Raw genomic sequence first — 15554 nt, 5'->3', positions numbered from 1 at the left:
CGAAAAAGAAATAGCCCCGGCCGCGTGACGGGCCGGGGCTACGCAGGATGAACCCGCAGGCTCTCCTCAAACGAGCCCCAAGGTAAAAAACTGCTCCTGTTTCTTGCTTTCCATCACAGTATCTAACCCAGAGCTACGCTCGCCCCCTTCATGCTCCCGCATTCGGGCGTCAGCTGAGGAGGGGAACTAGCCAGTAGCTTTAGCTTCTAGCACGAACCCGGCACACTGCCTACCGGCTCAGCTGCTCCAGCATCTTGCGGCCGCCTTGGTTGTTGGGGTTCAGCGCCACGGATTGCTGGTACATGCGGATGGCCTCGGCCTTTTGGCCGCTTTTGGCCAGGGCTTCGCCGTAGCTGTCGTAGGCGTTCCAGCTTTGGGGGTAAAGGCTGACGGTAAGCCGGAACACGGGCAGGGCCTGGGCGAGCTGCCCGTTGCTGAGCAGGCGGTAGGCCCAGTCGTTCAGGTCGGGTTCGGCGGGGCGGAAGGCGGGGTTGCGCTGCTGCTCCTCGCGCACCACCGCCTCGGCCTGCTCGAAGCCGCGCCGGCGCAGCTGCATGCGCAGCCAGGTGACGGGGTCGGCGGCGGGAATGGCGGGCTGGTAGCAGCCGGCCAGCTCGTCGAGGAAGTCTTCGGGAAAGGAGCCGGCCAGGTTGGTCAGCACCACCACGGCCAGCTCGTCGTCGGGGTACACGGCGAAGGCGGCCCGGCCCCCGCCGGTGGCCAGCACGGCCGGGTGCCGGGGGCGGGGCTTGGTCAGCCAGCCCAGGGCCCACTGCGTCGGCGTGCCGTCGAGGTAGCGGCCCGGGGTCCAGAGGGTCTGCAGCGCCGCCTTGGTTTTGAGCAGCTGGCCGCTTTGCAGGGCGATGAGCCAGCGGGCCAGGTCGGCGGCGGTGCTGTTCAGCCCCGAGGCGGTGCGGCGGAAGGCCGGAAACTCGGCGTAGTTGCCCGCCAGCCGGGGCTCGGGCAGGGCCTGCCCGTCCCAGCGCGTGAGGTAGCGGTAGGTGGGGGCAAAGCGGGGAATCACGTCGCGGGAGTCGCCGAAGGCGGTGGCGGCCATGCCGGCCACCTGAAACTGCTGCTCCCGGAATACCTCGGCAAAGGGCCGGGCCGCCAGGGTGTCAATCAGCCGGCCCAGCAGGGCGTAGTTGGTCTGGTTGTAGCTGAACTGCGTGCCGGGCGCAAAATCCAGCGGCAGGGCGCGCACCTTGGCCCAGGCCTCGGCCTCCGAGCCCATGAGCCCGCCGGTGGCCGGGTTGAGCACCCGCAGCACGTTGGGCAGCCCCGAGACGTGGGTAAGCAGCTGCCGTACCGTTACGGGCTGCCAGGCCGCGGGCAGCCCGCCGAGGTAGCGCGATACGGGCGCGTCCAGCTCCAGCCGGCCCGCCTCCACCAGCTGCATGATGGCCACCCCGGTCAGGGCCTTGGTGCAGGAGTTGATGGCAAACACGCTCTGGTCGGTTACGGGCACCTGCTGCTGCACGTCGGCCAGGCCGTAGGCGCGCAGCAGCACCAGGCGGCCCCGCTGCACCACGGCCACCTGCAGGCCCGGAATGCGCCGCTCCTGCATCTCGCGCCGCAGCAGCGCCTCCACCTGCCGCGCCGGCGAGGAAGCCAGGGCCGCCGGGGCCGCGGCGGGGCTGGGAGCAGAAGCGGGTGGAGTGGAAAAGGGCGCCAGGGCCAGCGCAAGGCCGGCCACCAGGCCGGGCAGGGAAGCGTGCAGCATCGGAAAAGCCGGAAAGTCGGGCGTGGAAACTGCCGTTTTGCGGGAAGGTTACCGGGCCCCGGCGGAAAAGCCGCCCGGCCCGCCGTGCGGGACCCGGGTAGGCGCACCGTGCCGGCCGCATTGGCGTATACCGCCGCGGGCCCGCCGCCCGCCGCCGACCACCCGGCGGCCCGCCGCGCCCCGCCACCGCCAATGATGCCACCCCCCGTTACGGCTGCCCGCGCCCTGGGCCGGCGCCGCGCCCTGCAAGCCGCCGCGCTGGGCGGCCTGCTGACCTACGCCGCGGCCGCCGCGGCCTTCGCGCCCGCCGGGCAGCGCCTGCGCCTGCTGTGGCCGGGCCGCACCGAATTTGGACCGAGCCTGGCCGTGGCTGGCTTCGTGCTGCTGGGCGGGGCGGCCCTGGCCGGCACCTGGGCCGGCCCGGCTATCGGGCGTCGCCCCGGCCGCGCGGCGGGCATCGGGGCGGTGGGTGGCATCGGGGTGCTGCTGCTGGCCGCGCTGGCGGGCAGCGGCTGGAACTTCGCCCAGCACGCCATCCGCTTCGCCCCCTTCCCCGGCACCACCGCCGCCGACTACCAGCAGCACCTGCGCGACTGCCTGGCCGACTACGTGGGCAAGCCCCTGGCCTACGTGCTGCCGCTGGGCAGCGTGGGGGCCGGCCTGCTGGGGGCCTGGGCGGGCCGCGGCGTGCGGGCCGGGCTGGCGCGGCGGGCGGCTTAGCGGCCCCCCGCGCCCCCTGGCAAAGGCGGCACCGGGCAGCACACGAAAACGCCCTTCCGGCCGCGCGGCCGGAAGGGCGTTTTCGGGTAGTGGCTGCGGAAGGGCGGGGGCGGCTACGCGCGGCGCAACTCGTCGCGGCGGGCGCGGACGCCGTCCCGGATGGAGCTGAGCAGCGTCGTCTGGTTTTCGGCCTGGGCCGCGTCGACGGTTATTTTGAAGCGGCCCAGGCCGGTGTCGGCGCGGTTGTCGCGCACGATTTTCTTGCGCTGGGCCTGCAGCAACTCCACCAGGTCGTCGGCGTCCTGCTTGGCCTGGCCCGCGAGGCCGGGGGCGGCGGCCTTGTACTGGGCCTGGGCTATTTCTTCGTCTTTTTTGGCCAGGGTGGCCGAGCCGGCGGCCTGGCTGGCATCGGCCCGCTTATCCGCTAGGGTGTAGCCCCGGTCGCGGTGGTCAAAGGTTTCCAGCTCGAGGGTCACGGCGGCTTCGGCGTCGTCGCACTCGGCTATGGTGGTCAGTAAGGAGTAATCAGGATTGGTGCTCATGGCAGTGGAGAAAGAAAATAAGTGAAAAAAGAACAGCACACTACTGCGTCGAATATAGAAAAGGCGCTATGATAATTCCAAGAGGCTTGCCGGTATTTCAGCGGCCAGCGCGGCGGCCTCCGCCTGCAGCCCCGCGGCCTGGGCCCGCAGCCGGTGGTAGCACGTAGCCTCCGCGGCCGACAGGGGCCGGGCGCGGTGCCGCAGCCAGCCCCGCAGCCAGCGGGCGTGGTCCACGGCGCGGGCCGGGTCGGTGGGGTCGGCGGCCTGGGCCAGGGACCCCGCCAGGGCCCGGCCGGCGGGGGTGTCGGGTAGCGCCGTGCCCGGTTCGGGTGGGAGCAGGGCGGGCAGGGCCTCGGCCCAGCGGGCGGCCACGCGGGCGCGCTGGGCCAGCCCCTCGGCCTCGCGCAGCAGCCGGGTGGCCCGGTGCAGGCACTCCCGGCGGCGCAGGTCCAGGTCGGCCGCGTCGGGGGCGGGGGTGGCCGGTGGCAGGGGCGCGGCGGGGCCGGGCACGGCGGCCGACACCTCGGGCGGGGGCAGCTGGTGCAGCAGCGGCATCAGGGCCACGGTGACGGCGTAGGAGAGAGGGCGGCGCTCAGATTCTATGTCACGCGCCAAGGGCGGGCTGATGCCCAGGTACAGGGCAATTTCAGCTTGCGTGAGGCCAAACCAGTTGCGTACGCGGGCCAGGAGGGAAATGGAGACAATGCGGCGGGGCATCAGGGATAGGGATAGTTTGCGCTGTTTTTTGAGAAGATATCTAAAAACAGCGCAAAGCAAATAGATAAGCTTGCGCTGTTATGAAAGACTTTATCAAAAAACAGCGCAGACTTTGCCGCTGGATGGGCCCGAAAGCAACAAGCCGCCCCGAGTGACGGGGGCGGCTTGGGGAACCTGATGGCAAGGTTAGTGCTGAATTGAAGCGATTCTCTATTCCACGCCGTCCAGGCCATAGCATAGACGACGTGGAACAGCTACGTGAGATGTAAACTGATGCAGAAAATATGATATGTAATCTTTCCTATTATGTTTAGGGCCTTTCTGATTTACCATGATTATCAACCAGCCTAATAGTGAGGAGTTCCAGAAGCTTGCTCACAACTGTTTAGCTCAGGCCTTCAACCTGATTTTTGAAATGGATAAGGCCATCTTTGATTTTGGCGAAAAAGCCCTAAAAGAGGATGTATGGAAATACTCACAAGGAAGGCTTAATACCGCAGTAGTCCTAATACATCAAACCATAGAGTCATTTATGAAGGCCAGTATTTGCGAAACCAGTCCATTGCTATTACTAGAAGGAAGACGTAAAGATTGGCCTGTATTACCAGGACAAGATGATAGAGACTTTAACGATTTCTATTCTACTCCAGCAGAAGCCTTACTAAGAACATACGCAGCGACGACTAAAAGGAGTTTAAGCCCGGATGTTGTTGATCATGTAGAAGCGATACGTACGTTGCGCAACCGTATCGTGCATGGTATTTCAAGAACTGCGCTGACCCCAAAAAAACTCATAGAAGACATCTTAGATACCTTTCTCTTATTTGAGGGGCCAGATGTATGGTGGAATGCCCTACTGCAGGAATTCGCTAATCATCCATTGGCTGATGCTATGGGAATACATTTTGGCACTCAGTTGGCTGAATTTGCCGAACGTTTAGATTATGTTGAAGCGAGTGTTGGTAAAGCTAAGTTTGATAGGCAGTTCACTCTTAATACGCGTGCTAGACGGTATATATGTCCATTCTGTAAGCTGCAATGGGACGCAGGTGTTGGTTACGGTAGGTACCCTTATACTTGGGCTTTTCTTGATAAAGATTCCGAGGGCGGCCCGGTAGTAATATGTCTGAATTGCAACATAGAAACACCAGTGGTTCGAAAAGACTGCTGGTATACAGCTTGTAAAGGCAGTGTAAGGTTCTATGGAGAAGATAAAGACGAAATTTTCTGTTTGACATGTGGCCAAATTCAGTACTCTGGTACTGAAGCTGAATATGTGGCTAGACAAGAACAGCGTCGGCTTGAAGAGCAGGAAAGAGTAGAAAAATATTTGCAAGAAATGCTGGCGAAACAGACTGTTGATGGCCAGGGTTCTTTACCTCAATCTGATGCAAAAAAGAAGAGGAATCGGAAGAAAAATGAGTCTAAGGAATAGACTTAATTATTATTCATATGAACAATATAGGTTGCAGCTCTGCTGTTATGCGAACGGCAAACCGACACCACTCCGGGGAACGTTGGTCGTTCTGGCGGGGGAGGCGCAGCCTCCCGGCAAGGTCCGGCACGAGTTACGCTGCGCTAAAACTCGCGCCAGCGCCGCACCCCCACATACCCCAATCCCCCCATTCCACGTTGAAAGCAGGCCGCACGCCGCAACCCGCGGGCATTTTTCCCTACTTTTGACCAGACCCGGTCTCGCCCCGAGACTGGCCCCCGCAACGCCCCGCCAATGAAGTTACTGCCCCGCCTGGCGCTGGCGGCCTCGCTCAGCGCCGCGACGCCCCTGGCCCTGCAGGCCCAGCATACCCAGAAATTCACCAACGAGGAACGCTACTACTTCGACGGCCTGGAGCTGTTCGACCGCGGCCAGTACGGCGCCGCCCAGCAGTCGTTCCAGCAGTACCTCGACGCCACCGTGCGCCGCACCGGCGAGCTGCGCGACCGGACCGCCGACGCCGAGTACTACCTGGCCGTGAGCGGCCTCTACCTGTTTCACCCCGACTCGGAGGGGCGCATCCTCGCCTTCGCCGAGAATAACCCGGCCCACCCCAAAGCCGCCTCGGCCTACTTCGAGCTGGGCAAGTTCTACTTCGACAAGAAGGACTACAAGGCCGCCGACAGCTACCTGGCCCGCGTGGCCCCCACGGGCCTCACCGCCGACCAGCGGGCCGAGGCCGAGTTCAAGCAGGCCTACAGCCTGTTCCAGCTCAAGGAGTACGACAAGGCCAAGCTCATCTTCGACCGCAACAAGCAGGGCCAGCACCAGTACCGCTACTCCAGCAGCTACTACGCCGGCTACCTGGCCTACCGCCAGGGCGACTACAAAGCCGCCCGCGCCGACTTGGCTACCGCCGAGCAAAATGATGCCTACCGCCCCGTGGTGCCGGCCATCATGAGCCAGATCTACTACAAGGAGGGCAACTACGACGGGCTCATCGACTACGGCACCAAGGCCCTGGCCCAGAATCCGCCGCCCCAAGGCGCCGACGAGATTCAGCTGCTGGTGGGCGACGCCTTTTACCAGAAGGAGGACTGGGCCAAAGCCGCCCAGTACTTCGACAAGTACGCCGCCGGCCGCAAGAAGATGGACCCGATGGTGAGCTACAAAATCGGCTACGCCAACTTCAAGCAGGGCGACTTCAAGGGCGCCATCGGCCCGTTCAAGGGCATTGCCGCCGGTCGGGATTCGCTGGGCCAGAACGCGGCCTACCACCTCGGCCTGAGTTACCTGCAGACCGGCTCCAAGCAGCTGGCCCTAAACTCGTTCGACGCGGCCCGCAAAGCCACCTTCGACAAGCAGGTGGCCGAAAACGCGGCCCTGAAGTACGCGCAGGTCAGCTACGAGCTGGGCAACACCCCCGACGCCATTACGGCCCTGGAAGAGTTCGGCAAGAAGTACCCCCGCTCCAAAAACCGCGCGGCCGCCGACGATTTGCTTTCCGAGGCCTACCTGAGCACCACCGACTACGCCCGGGCCCTGCGCTACCTCGACAACCTCGACGAGCGCACCACCAAGCTCAACGCGACGTACCAGCGCATCACCTACCTGCAGGCCGCCTCGCTCTACAACAACGGGCAGTACCAGCAGGCCCTGCCCTTGCTCGACAAAAGCCTGAAGTACCCCCAGGACGAGGCCATCCGGGCCGGGGCCGAGGTGCTGCGCGGCGAAGTCTACAGCATCGGGCAGGAGTACCCCAAGGCCATCAGCTCCTACACCGCCGCCCTGCGCACCGCCGGCCGCGGCTCGGCCGCCGATACCGACTACGACCAGAAGGCCCGCTACGGCCTGGGCTACGCCTACTACAACACCAAGAAGTACGACCAGGCGCGGCCCTACTTCCAGCAATATCTGGCCGACCCGGTGGCCAAGCCCGCCTCCGACCCGAACTACTACGACGTGACGCTGCGCCTGGCCGACACGTACTACATCAACAAAAACTACGCGCAGGCCCTGGAGCTCTACGACAAGGTCATTCAGGCCAACGCGGCCGACAAGGACTTTGCCTACTACCAGAAAAGCGTAACCCTGGGCCTGATGGGCCGCCGCGACGAGGCCGCCAAAACCCTGCAGACGCTCTTGCGCGTGTCGCCCAACTCGCGCTACGCCGACGACGCGGTGTACCAGCAGGCCAACCTGGACTACGAAAGCGGCAACTACCAGCCCGCCATCCAAGGCTTCACCCGCCTGATCGAGAACCGGCCCAACTCCCCGCTGCTGCCCTCGGCCCTGGTGAAGCGCGGCACCTCCTACCAGAACCTGCAGCAGCACGACAAGGCCGCCGCCGACTTCCAGCAGGTGCTGCGGCAGTTTCCGCGCACCAAAGCGGCCACCAACGCCATTTCGGCCCTGCAGGAAACCCTGGCCGCCGCTGGCAAGGCCGAGGAGTTCGACCAGTACCTGGCCGAGTACAAAGCCACCAACCCCAACGACAAGGCGGTGGAGTCGGTGGAGTTTGAGGCTGCCAAGTCCTTGTACCTGGCCGAGAAGTACCAGCAGGCCGTGCCCCGCCTGGAAAGCTACCTCAAGGAGCACTCCGGCAGCGCCCTGGCTCCCGACGCCCGCTTTTTCCTGGCCGACTCCTACCTTAAGACCAACCGCAAGCAGGACGCGCTGCCGCGCCTGCGGGCCGTGGCCGAGGAAAACAAGAGCGAGTACGTGAACCGCGCCGTGGCCCGCGTGGCTGAGCTGGAGTTCGAAAACCAGAACTACCCCGAAGCCGCCAAGTACTACGACCGGCTGCGCCAGACCACCCGCGTGGCCCGGGAGCGGGCCTCGGCCGGCCTGGGCCTGGCCCGCAGCCTCTATGAAGGCGGCCAGTTTGCCGACGCCAAGCGCGTGGCCGGCGAAGTAGTGACCGAGGGCAGTGCCACGCCGGTCATCATCAGCCAGGCCCGCCTGTACGTGGGCAAGGCCGACTACAAGGCTGGCAACCTCGACGCGGCCATTCCGGCCCTCACGGAGTCGGCCCGGACGGTGGACGTGAACGGGGCCGAAGCCCAGTACCTGCTGGCCGACGCCCTCTACCAGCAGAAAAAGTACGAGCCCGCCCTCGACGCGGCCTTCAAGCTAAACTCCGACTTCAACCAGTTTGACCTCTGGCTGGGCCGGGCCTTTTTGCTGATTTCCGACATTTACCGCGACCAGGGCGAGGCGTTCCAGGCCAAGGCCACGCTGAACTCCATCATCGACAACAAATTCCCGGTGCAGGAAATCGTGGACGAGGCCAAGCGCAAGCTGGCCGCCCTCGACAGCGCCCCGGCCGCGCCCACCAAGGGCAAGACCACCACGACCAAGCCCGGCGCTACCAAAGCCCCGGCCAAGACGCCGGCCACCGGCAAGGCTGGCGCCCGGCAGTCGTTGGTGCCCCCGGCCGATACCACCAACTCCGACACGGCCGCGCCCGAGCAGGATGCGCCGTCGACGGAGGAGGAATAGGAGAGAGGCCCTTCGCTAAAATAAACCGTTGACTCTGATAGGACTTGCGGCGCGCCGGCTAAAGCCCCGCCGCAAGTCCGCCAGCCATAGCCCGTACATGAGCGTTAGTTCTTCTCAGCGCCTGACTCTGGCCGCCGCCCTGCTGGGCGCCGCGGCCCTGCCCACCCTGGCCCAGGCCCAGCCCACCAAGCCTACCCGTCCGCGCGGCACCATCGAGGAAGCCGAAGTGGAGGTGGTGAAGGAGCGCGAAAACCAGCTGCCCGAAGCCGCCCGCAACTACGACAAGGTGGTGCTGCCCGCCCCGCCCAAGGCCGACCGGGTCGTCAAATACACCTTCCCCGATTTCCGCCTGCCCAGCCAGAACCTCAACCCCTCGGTACGGGTGCTGACCATCAAGCAGGAGGAGCTGCTCCCCCTGCAGGGCAACTACGCCCGCGTGGGGGTGGGCAACTACGCCTCCCTGTTCGGCGAGGCCCACGCCCACACCACCCGCAACGAGGACCACGCCCTGGGCCTGGATCTGCGCCATCTGTCCTCCGCCCGCGGCCCCGTCGACGGTAAGAACTCCTCGGTGAGCCAGAGCCGCCTGGGCCTCAACGGCGAGCTGTACCGCGGCGCCATGACGCTGGGCGCAGGCGTGAAGCTGGGCCGCGACCGGGCCAACTTCTACGGCTACAGCCCCAATACCGAGCCCAAGCCCTCGGCCGATTCCATCAAGCAGACCTTTTTCCGCGTCGACGCCCAGGCCTTCGTGCGCAACCGCGACCGGGACGCCAAGTTTCAGTACGACCTAGCCGCCGGCTACCGCTACTGGAAAGACCGGTTTGAGGCCAAGGAGTCGGACGTGTACGCCCAGCTGCGCACGGCCTACTACGTGACCGAAAAGGGCCGCGTGCGCCTTGACGGCGACCTGTCGTTCATCTCCTTCGAGGATTCGCTCAAGGTCAGCCGTCCCTTCGTGCAGGCCACGGCCCAGTACGAGCAGCGCATCGGCGAGCGGCTCGACGTGGCCATCGGCGCCACCCTGGGCTACACCGGCGACACCATCAACGACGCCAAGCAGGTGACCGTGTTTCCGGCCGTGCGCCTGGGCTACGCCGTGGTGGAGGACAAGTTCGTGCTCTTCGCCGGCCTCGGCGGCGGGCTGCAGCGCGTGACGATGTACGAGCTGACCCAGGAAAACGCCTGGCTGCGCAAGAATCAGCAGGTGGCCGACACCCGCCGCGGCCCCTCGGTGTTCTTCGGCTTCAACGCCGCCCCGGCCCGCGCCCTGCAGGCCTCGGTGAAGGTGACGCTGGCCAACGACAACAACCTGTACTTCTACAACCTCTCGCGCCGCGACTCCACCAAGTACGATCTGGTGTACAACCGCGAGGGCAGCACCCAGCTCATCAACGTGCACGGGGAGCTGATTTACAACGCGGCCGAGAAGCTGCGCGTGGGCACCCGCCTCGATTACAACGGCTACAAGGTGGACCTGCCCAAGGCTTACCACCGTCCCAACTTCCAGGGCGCCTTCTTTGCTTCGTACAACATGTACGACAAGCTCATGCTCGGCGGGGAGCTGTACGGGCTCAGCTCCAGCTACGGCTCGGTGCTGCGCCGCAGCACGACCCTGCCCGTGGAATACTCCGAAGTGCTGCGCAAAACCGACTCGGTCATCGACCTCAACCTGCGGGCCGATTACCGCTTTTCGGAAAATCTGAGTTTCTTTGTTTTGGGCAACAACCTGCTGGGCCGCAAGTACGAGCGTTTCCTGAACTATCCCACGAAGGGAATCAACGTACTGGCCGGCGCCGGCTACCAGTTTTAAAATGTGCGAATGTGACTGAATGTGAGAAATGTGCAGAATGTGGTTACGGTGCCTGACGCACACCTGCCACATTCCGCACATTCTTCGTATTCAGACACATTTCGCACATTTCTCACATTCAACCACATTCCTCTTGCAGCTTACCGACCACATCCAGCACCTGCTCCGCGACCATGACTGCGTCATCATCCCGGACTTTGGCGGCCTGATTGCGGACTACGAGCCGGCCCGCCTGCACCCGGTGCGCCACACCCTGGCCCCGCCGACCAAGCGCGTGGCCTTCAACCAGGCCCTGACCCGCAACGATGGCCTGCTGGTGGATGCCGTAAGCCGCACGCTGCACCTGACCCCGGGCATGGCCCGCCAGCAGGTGCGCGACGCCGTGCAGCGCATGCAACAGGAGCTGGCCGAGCAGCAGCGCACCGAGCTGCCCGGCATCGGTATCTTCCGCAGCCTGCCCGGCCGCGGGCTGGATTTTGAGTATACCGGCCACCAGAACCTGCTGCCGGCCTCCTTCGGCCTGCCCGAGCTGACTTCCCGCCCCGTGCGCGCCACCGACGCCCTGCAGGCCCGCGAACGTACCCACCAGACGCCGGCGCCCGCCCTGGCCCCGGCCCGCCGCCGTACTATGCAACGCGTACTCAACGGCGTACTAGGCGCCAGTGCGTTCGGCCTGCTGCTGGTCGCCAATCTGCAAATCTGGCACAACGCCGGCAAGTGGCCCCAGGGCTGGTGGTGGCCCAGCGCCGAAACCGAAGTAGCCGCCGCCCCGAAGCCCCGCCCGCAGGCGGCCAACCTGGCCCAGCCCTGGACGGAAACCGCCGTGCCCGACGGCATGCCCGAAGCCGCCCCCGAAATCAGCAAGCCCGCCGCCGCGGCGCCGGTAGCCAAAGCCGCCGCGCCGAAGCCCGTGGCTGCAACCCCGGCCGCCTCCACGGCGTCGGTAGCGGCAGCGACGAAGGCGGCGGTGGAAGCCAAGCCGGCCGCGAAGCCGGTGGCCAAAGCCGCGGCCGGCCGCAGCACGGTATCGGGCGTGTCCAACCGCTGGTACGTGGTGAAGGCCACGTTCAATTCCATGGCCGGGGCCGCGCAGGTGCAGCAGAACTACGCCGCCAAGGGCGTCGCCGCCAAGATTCTGCTGCCGCGCTGGGGCCACCGCGGCGTGGTCAATACCAAGAAGTACCGCGTCACCGTTGCTGATTTCGCTGACAAGCAATCGGCCCAACAAAGCCTGCCGGCGCTGAAAAAGCAGTTCGGCAACGAAATTCTGGTTTACCCCTATTAGCATGCTCGCAACCCTGCTGCTGCAAACAGCTGTAGTCGCCACCGACTCTTCCGCCACGGCCGCCGCTGCCACGGCCGCCGCCCAGCCCGATTCCATTTCGGTAATCGATTTGATCCTGAAAGGGGGCTGGATCATGATTCCGATTTTCGCCCTTTCGCTGGTGTCGTTCTACATCATCATTGAGCGCTACATCACCATTCGCAAAGCCGCCGCGCTGCCCGACGGGTTTATGAACCAGATCCGGAATCTGATGGTGAAAGGCGACCTGCAGGGCGCCAAGATGCTGTCGGCCCAGACGGCCTCCCCGCTGGCCCGCATGATTGAGAAGGGCATCCGCCGCATCGGCCAGCCGCTCAAGGACATCGAAACCAGCGTGGAGAACGTGGGCAAGGTGGAAATTGCCCGCCTCGAGAAAAACATCAGCATCCTGGGCATCATCGCCGGTATTGCCCCCATGCTCGGCTTCGTGGGCACCATCGTCGGGGTAATCAACATCTTCTACGCCATTGCCTCGACCGGCGACTTTGGCATCGCCCAGATTTCGGGCGGTCTGTACACCAAGATGGTCACCTCCGCCGCCGGCCTGATCGTAGGTATGATTGCCCACATCGGCTACCACTGGCTCAGCATCATGGTGGAGCGCCTGGTGTTCCGCATGGAAAACTCGGCCATCGAGTTCATGGACATTCTGCAGGACAATTAATTTAATGTGCTAATGTGTTAATGTGCTGATGTGCTAATGGGATTCCAGAACAGCATTAGCACATTAGCCACATCAGCATATTAGCACATTCCCACCGCATGGACCTCAGCCGTCGTCGTAAGCTTTCTTCGCACGTCGAGACCAGCTCGATGAACGACATCATGTTCTTCCTGATGCTGTTCTTCCTGATTGTCTCGACGATGGTGAATCCCAACGTCATCAAGCTCATGCTGCCCAATGCCCGCTCGGGCAAGCAGGCCATGAAGCAGCCCATTACCGTGTCGGTGGACGCGAGCGGGCAGTACTTTATCGACCGCACGCCGGTGACGCCCACCCAGCTGGAAGCCGACCTGGCCAAGCGCGTGCAGGGCCTGGAAAGCCCCACCGCCGTGCTGCGCGTGGACCAGTCGCTGAACGTGCAGAAGCTGGTGGACATCCTCGAAATCGGCAACCGGCTCAAGATTAAAATGGTCATGGCCACCGCGGCCGAATCGGGCAAATAACCGTTAAATGGCTAAATGGCCGGATGGTTAAATGGCTGGTCGTTCTGGCTTTCTGGATGGTCAAATGGCTCGATGGCTAAATGGCTGGTCGTGCTGACGCCAGAACGATTAACCATTTAGCCATCGAGCCATTTGACCATTTAACCGTTTAGCCATTCGGCCATTTAACCATTAAGGAGGCCAGAATGACCAGCCATTTAGCCATCCAGCCATTTAACCATTGATTTCGTCATGGCTGACTTTCGCCACGAGCACCGCCGCGAGGCCCTGATTGGCACCATCGCGTTTCACGCCCTGCTGGGGCTGCTGTTCCTCTTCATCGTCTTCAAGAACCCGCCCGACAGCATCGCCGAGATGGGCGACGGGGGCGGTGTAGAGCTGAACTACGGCATAGACCAGGTGGGCGACGGCGACGTGCAGACCTCGGCCCCGGCCAACGAGTCGCCCAGCCGGGAGGACTCCAAGCCCGCTGCCCAGCAGCCCGACCCCGAGCCCCAGCAGGCCAGCCAACCCACCACGCCCGCACCGGCCGAGGAGGTGCAGGAAAAGGTGGTGACCAGCGAAGCCGAGGAAAACGACGTGAAAATTCCGCCGGTGGAGAAACCCACCCCGCGCCCCACCGTGCGCGAACCGGAGCCCGTGCGGGAGCCGGAACCGGAGAAGCCCAAGGTCAACCAGCGCGCCATTTTCACCCCGCGCGGCGCCACGGCCAATACCGGCGGCAACGGCGTGAGCGGCACCAGCGACGCGGCCGGCGGCAATAACAACGGCGACAACCCCGGCACCGTGGGCGACAAAGGCGACCCGCGCGGCACCTACACCGGCAAGGCCTACTCCGGCGACCCGGGCAGCGGCGGCGGCTCGGGCGGTGGCGACGGCGACGGGTTCGTGGGGGGGGGCTGGGCCTTCGCGGCCACGCCCAAGCCCGAAGCCGTGGACAACCAGAACGGCTACCTGCGCTTCAAGATCAAAATTAGCGCCGACGGCGAGATTGAGTCGGTGGAGAAAGTGGGCGGCAACATGTCGGCCGAGCAGGTGCGGGTGTGCCGCAACCTGATCAACGAGCGGTTCGGGGTGCGTAAGCTCAAGCCCGAAGCCGGCGCCGCCACGGGCTTCTTCACCTTCCGCTTCAAGGTGGAATAACCGCAGCCGCCGGGCCCGCCCGGGCAAAACCTGACGCCGCTGGTCGGAATTCTCCGGCCGGCGGCGTTTTTTTGCACCCTGATTTCCCCGCCCGCCATGACCTACCGCGAAACTCTCGACTTTCTCTACGGCCAGCTGCCGATGTTTCAGCGCGTGGGCGCGGCGGGCTTCAAAGATGGATTGGTGGGCGTGCAGAAGCTGGCGGCCGCCATGGGAAACCCTGAGCACAAGTTTCGCAGCGTGCACGTGGCCGGCACCAACGGCAAGGGCAGCAGCTCCCACCTGTTGGCGGCCATTCTGCAGGCGGCCGGCTACCGCACCGGGCTCTACACCTCACCCCACTTGCGCGAGTTTACCGAGCGTATTCGCCTCAACGGCCAGGAGCTGACGCCCGAGTACCTGGTGGCCTGGGTGGCGCGGTGGCGCGGCCTGTTTGAGGAGGTGCAGCCCTCGTTTTTTGAAATGTGCGTGGCCTTGTGCTTCGACTACTTCGCCGCCGAGCAGGTGGATATTGCCGTCATCGAAGTGGGCCTGGGCGGGCGGCTGGATTCCACCAACATCATCACCCCGCTCGTCTCGCTCATCACCAACATCAGCTACGACCACCAAGCCATATTGGGCGACACGCTGCCGCTGATTGCAGCTGAAAAGGCCGGCATCATCAAGCCCGGCGTGCCCGTGGTCATCAGCCAGACGCAGCCTGAGGTGCTGGACGTGTTCCGGCAAACGGCGGCCCGGCAAGGCGCCAAGCTCACCTTCGCCGACCAGCACTACCAGGCCGAGCTGCTGCGCGACGAGCCGGCCGCGGCCAGCCAGTTTGTGCGCCTCCGCTCCGAAGATTACGTGTGGATGCCGGAGGTGGAGCTGGCCCTGGTCGGCGACTACCAGCGGCTGAACCTGGCCGGCGTGCTGGCCACCATCGTGGAGCTGCGGCGGCAGGGCTTCCAGATTACCGACGAGCACATCCGCGACGGCCTGCGCGAGGTGGGCCGCCTCACCGGGCTGCGGGGCCGCTGGCAGGTTATCGGCCGCCGGCCCCCTACCATTTGCGACACGGGCCACAACGAGGCCGGCATCCGCTTCGTGGTGGAGCAGCTGGCGCGGCTGCCGCGGCGGGAGCTGCGCGTGGTGCTGGGCATGGTGGCCGACAAGGACCTGGGCAAGGTGCTGGCGCTGCTGCCCCGGGAGGCCACCTACTACTTTTGCGCCGCCAGCATCCCGCGCGCGTTGCCCGCCGCCGAGCTGGCCGCCCAGGCGGCCGCCCACGGCCTGCACGGCCCGGTGTGCGGCTCGGTGGCGGAGGCCCTGGCCGCCGCCCGCGCCGAGGCCGCGCCCGAGGATGTCATCTTCGTCGGCGGCAGCACCTTCGTGGTGGCCGAAGTGCCCGATTTGTACTCCGCGGCGCCCGCCGCAGAATAGCCGGCCAATCCGCCACAACCCAAGCTCGACAGCGGACGGAAGCGGCCCCG

General features: G+C 64.8%; 12 protein-coding genes. 9 read left to right on the top strand and 3 right to left on the bottom strand.

The features are described 5' to 3' along the window. Positions 1–229: 229 nt before the first annotated feature. A complete protein-coding gene (locus EJV47_RS24900; protein WP_126695923.1) occupies positions 230–1723 on the bottom strand; it encodes a serine hydrolase domain-containing protein in 1494 nt (497 codons plus the stop codon). Positions 1724–1915: 192 nt separating this feature from the next. Here EJV47_RS24900 and EJV47_RS24895 point away from each other — a divergent pair, with 192 nt between their 5' ends. Next, a complete protein-coding gene (locus tag EJV47_RS24895) occupies positions 1916–2443 on the top strand; it encodes a hypothetical protein (RefSeq protein ID WP_126695922.1) in 528 nt (175 codons plus the stop codon). Between the two features lie 113 nt (positions 2444–2556). Here EJV47_RS24895 and EJV47_RS24890 read toward each other — a convergent pair whose 3' ends face one another. Further along, positions 2557–2985 carry a hypothetical protein gene (locus EJV47_RS24890; protein WP_126695921.1) on the bottom strand — a complete coding sequence of 143 codons (429 nt, stop codon included), beginning with the start codon at positions 2983–2985 and terminating at the stop codon, positions 2557–2559. Positions 2986–3051: 66 nt separating this feature from the next. After that, complete coding sequence (locus EJV47_RS24885; RefSeq protein WP_126695920.1) at positions 3052–3702, bottom strand: helix-turn-helix domain-containing protein; 651 nt, start codon at positions 3700–3702, stop codon at positions 3052–3054. Between the two features lie 331 nt (positions 3703–4033). Here EJV47_RS24885 and EJV47_RS24880 point away from each other — a divergent pair, with 331 nt between their 5' ends. The 8 genes from EJV47_RS24880 (at position 4034) to EJV47_RS24845 (ending at position 15504) form a co-directional block, all read left to right on the top strand. Beyond that, positions 4034–5137, top strand: coding sequence for a hypothetical protein (locus EJV47_RS24880; RefSeq protein ID WP_126695919.1), 1104 nt, complete (start codon positions 4034–4036; stop codon positions 5135–5137). Between the two features lie 294 nt (positions 5138–5431). Continuing rightward, on the top strand, positions 5432–8638 hold the full coding sequence (locus EJV47_RS24875) for a tetratricopeptide repeat protein (RefSeq protein ID WP_126695918.1): 3207 nt from the start codon (positions 5432–5434) through the stop codon (positions 8636–8638). Positions 8639–8735: 97 nt separating this feature from the next. Continuing rightward, positions 8736–10451: a TonB-dependent receptor gene (locus tag EJV47_RS24870; protein WP_126695917.1), complete on the top strand. Its 1716-nt coding sequence runs from the start codon at positions 8736–8738 to the stop codon at positions 10449–10451. 133 nt (positions 10452–10584) lie between these two features. Continuing rightward, complete coding sequence (locus EJV47_RS24865; protein ID WP_126695916.1) at positions 10585–11736, top strand: HU domain-containing protein; 1152 nt, start codon at positions 10585–10587, stop codon at positions 11734–11736. A 1-nt stretch (position 11737) separates the two neighbouring features. Further along, on the top strand, positions 11738–12439 hold the full coding sequence (locus tag EJV47_RS24860; RefSeq protein ID WP_126695915.1) for a MotA/TolQ/ExbB proton channel family protein: 702 nt from the start codon (positions 11738–11740) through the stop codon (positions 12437–12439). Positions 12440–12537: 98 nt separating this feature from the next. Further along, positions 12538–12942 carry an ExbD/TolR family protein gene (locus EJV47_RS24855; protein WP_126695914.1) on the top strand — a complete coding sequence of 135 codons (405 nt, stop codon included), beginning with the start codon at positions 12538–12540 and terminating at the stop codon, positions 12940–12942. A gap of 231 nt (positions 12943–13173) precedes the next feature. Continuing rightward, a complete protein-coding gene (locus EJV47_RS24850) occupies positions 13174–14085 on the top strand; it encodes a hypothetical protein (RefSeq protein WP_126695913.1) in 912 nt (303 codons plus the stop codon). 96 nt (positions 14086–14181) lie between these two features. Further along, the gene (locus EJV47_RS24845; RefSeq protein ID WP_126695912.1) at positions 14182–15504 is read left to right on the top strand and encodes a bifunctional folylpolyglutamate synthase/dihydrofolate synthase; all 1323 of its coding nucleotides are present in this window, start codon (positions 14182–14184) and stop codon (positions 15502–15504) included. The last annotated feature ends 50 nt before the right edge of the window (positions 15505–15554 follow it).

Origin of the sequence: Hymenobacter gummosus, assembly GCF_003970915.1 — a bacterium.
Lineage (GTDB): Bacteria > Bacteroidota > Bacteroidia > Cytophagales > Hymenobacteraceae > Solirubrum > Solirubrum gummosum.
The sequence above is the reverse complement of the archived record's forward strand: the minus strand, read 5'-3'. Positions and strand labels throughout refer to the sequence as shown.

Bases quoted from the DNA above. Each gene is read 5' to 3' on its own strand.
- EJV47_RS24850 (WP_126695913.1), top strand. From the start codon at position 13,174: ATGGCTGACTTTCGCCACGAGCACCGCCGCGAGGCCCTGATTGGCACC.
- EJV47_RS24845 (WP_126695912.1), top strand. From the start codon at position 14,182: ATGACCTACCGCGAAACTCTCGACTTTCTCTACGGCCAGCTGCCGATG.
- EJV47_RS24860 (WP_126695915.1), top strand. From the start codon at position 11,738: ATGCTCGCAACCCTGCTGCTGCAAACAGCTGTAGTCGCCACCGACTCT.
- EJV47_RS24890 (WP_126695921.1), bottom strand. From the start codon at position 2,985: ATGAGCACCAATCCTGATTACTCCTTACTGACCACCATAGCCGAGTGC.
- EJV47_RS24875 (WP_126695918.1), top strand. From the start codon at position 5,432: ATGAAGTTACTGCCCCGCCTGGCGCTGGCGGCCTCGCTCAGCGCCGCG.
- EJV47_RS24880 (WP_126695919.1), top strand. From the start codon at position 4,034: ATGATTATCAACCAGCCTAATAGTGAGGAGTTCCAGAAGCTTGCTCAC.
- EJV47_RS24855 (WP_126695914.1), top strand. From the start codon at position 12,538: ATGGACCTCAGCCGTCGTCGTAAGCTTTCTTCGCACGTCGAGACCAGC.
- EJV47_RS24900 (WP_126695923.1), bottom strand. From the start codon at position 1,723: ATGCTGCACGCTTCCCTGCCCGGCCTGGTGGCCGGCCTTGCGCTGGCC.
- EJV47_RS24870 (WP_126695917.1), top strand. From the start codon at position 8,736: ATGAGCGTTAGTTCTTCTCAGCGCCTGACTCTGGCCGCCGCCCTGCTG.
- EJV47_RS24885 (WP_126695920.1), bottom strand. From the start codon at position 3,702: ATGCCCCGCCGCATTGTCTCCATTTCCCTCCTGGCCCGCGTACGCAAC.
- EJV47_RS24895 (WP_126695922.1), top strand. From the start codon at position 1,916: ATGATGCCACCCCCCGTTACGGCTGCCCGCGCCCTGGGCCGGCGCCGC.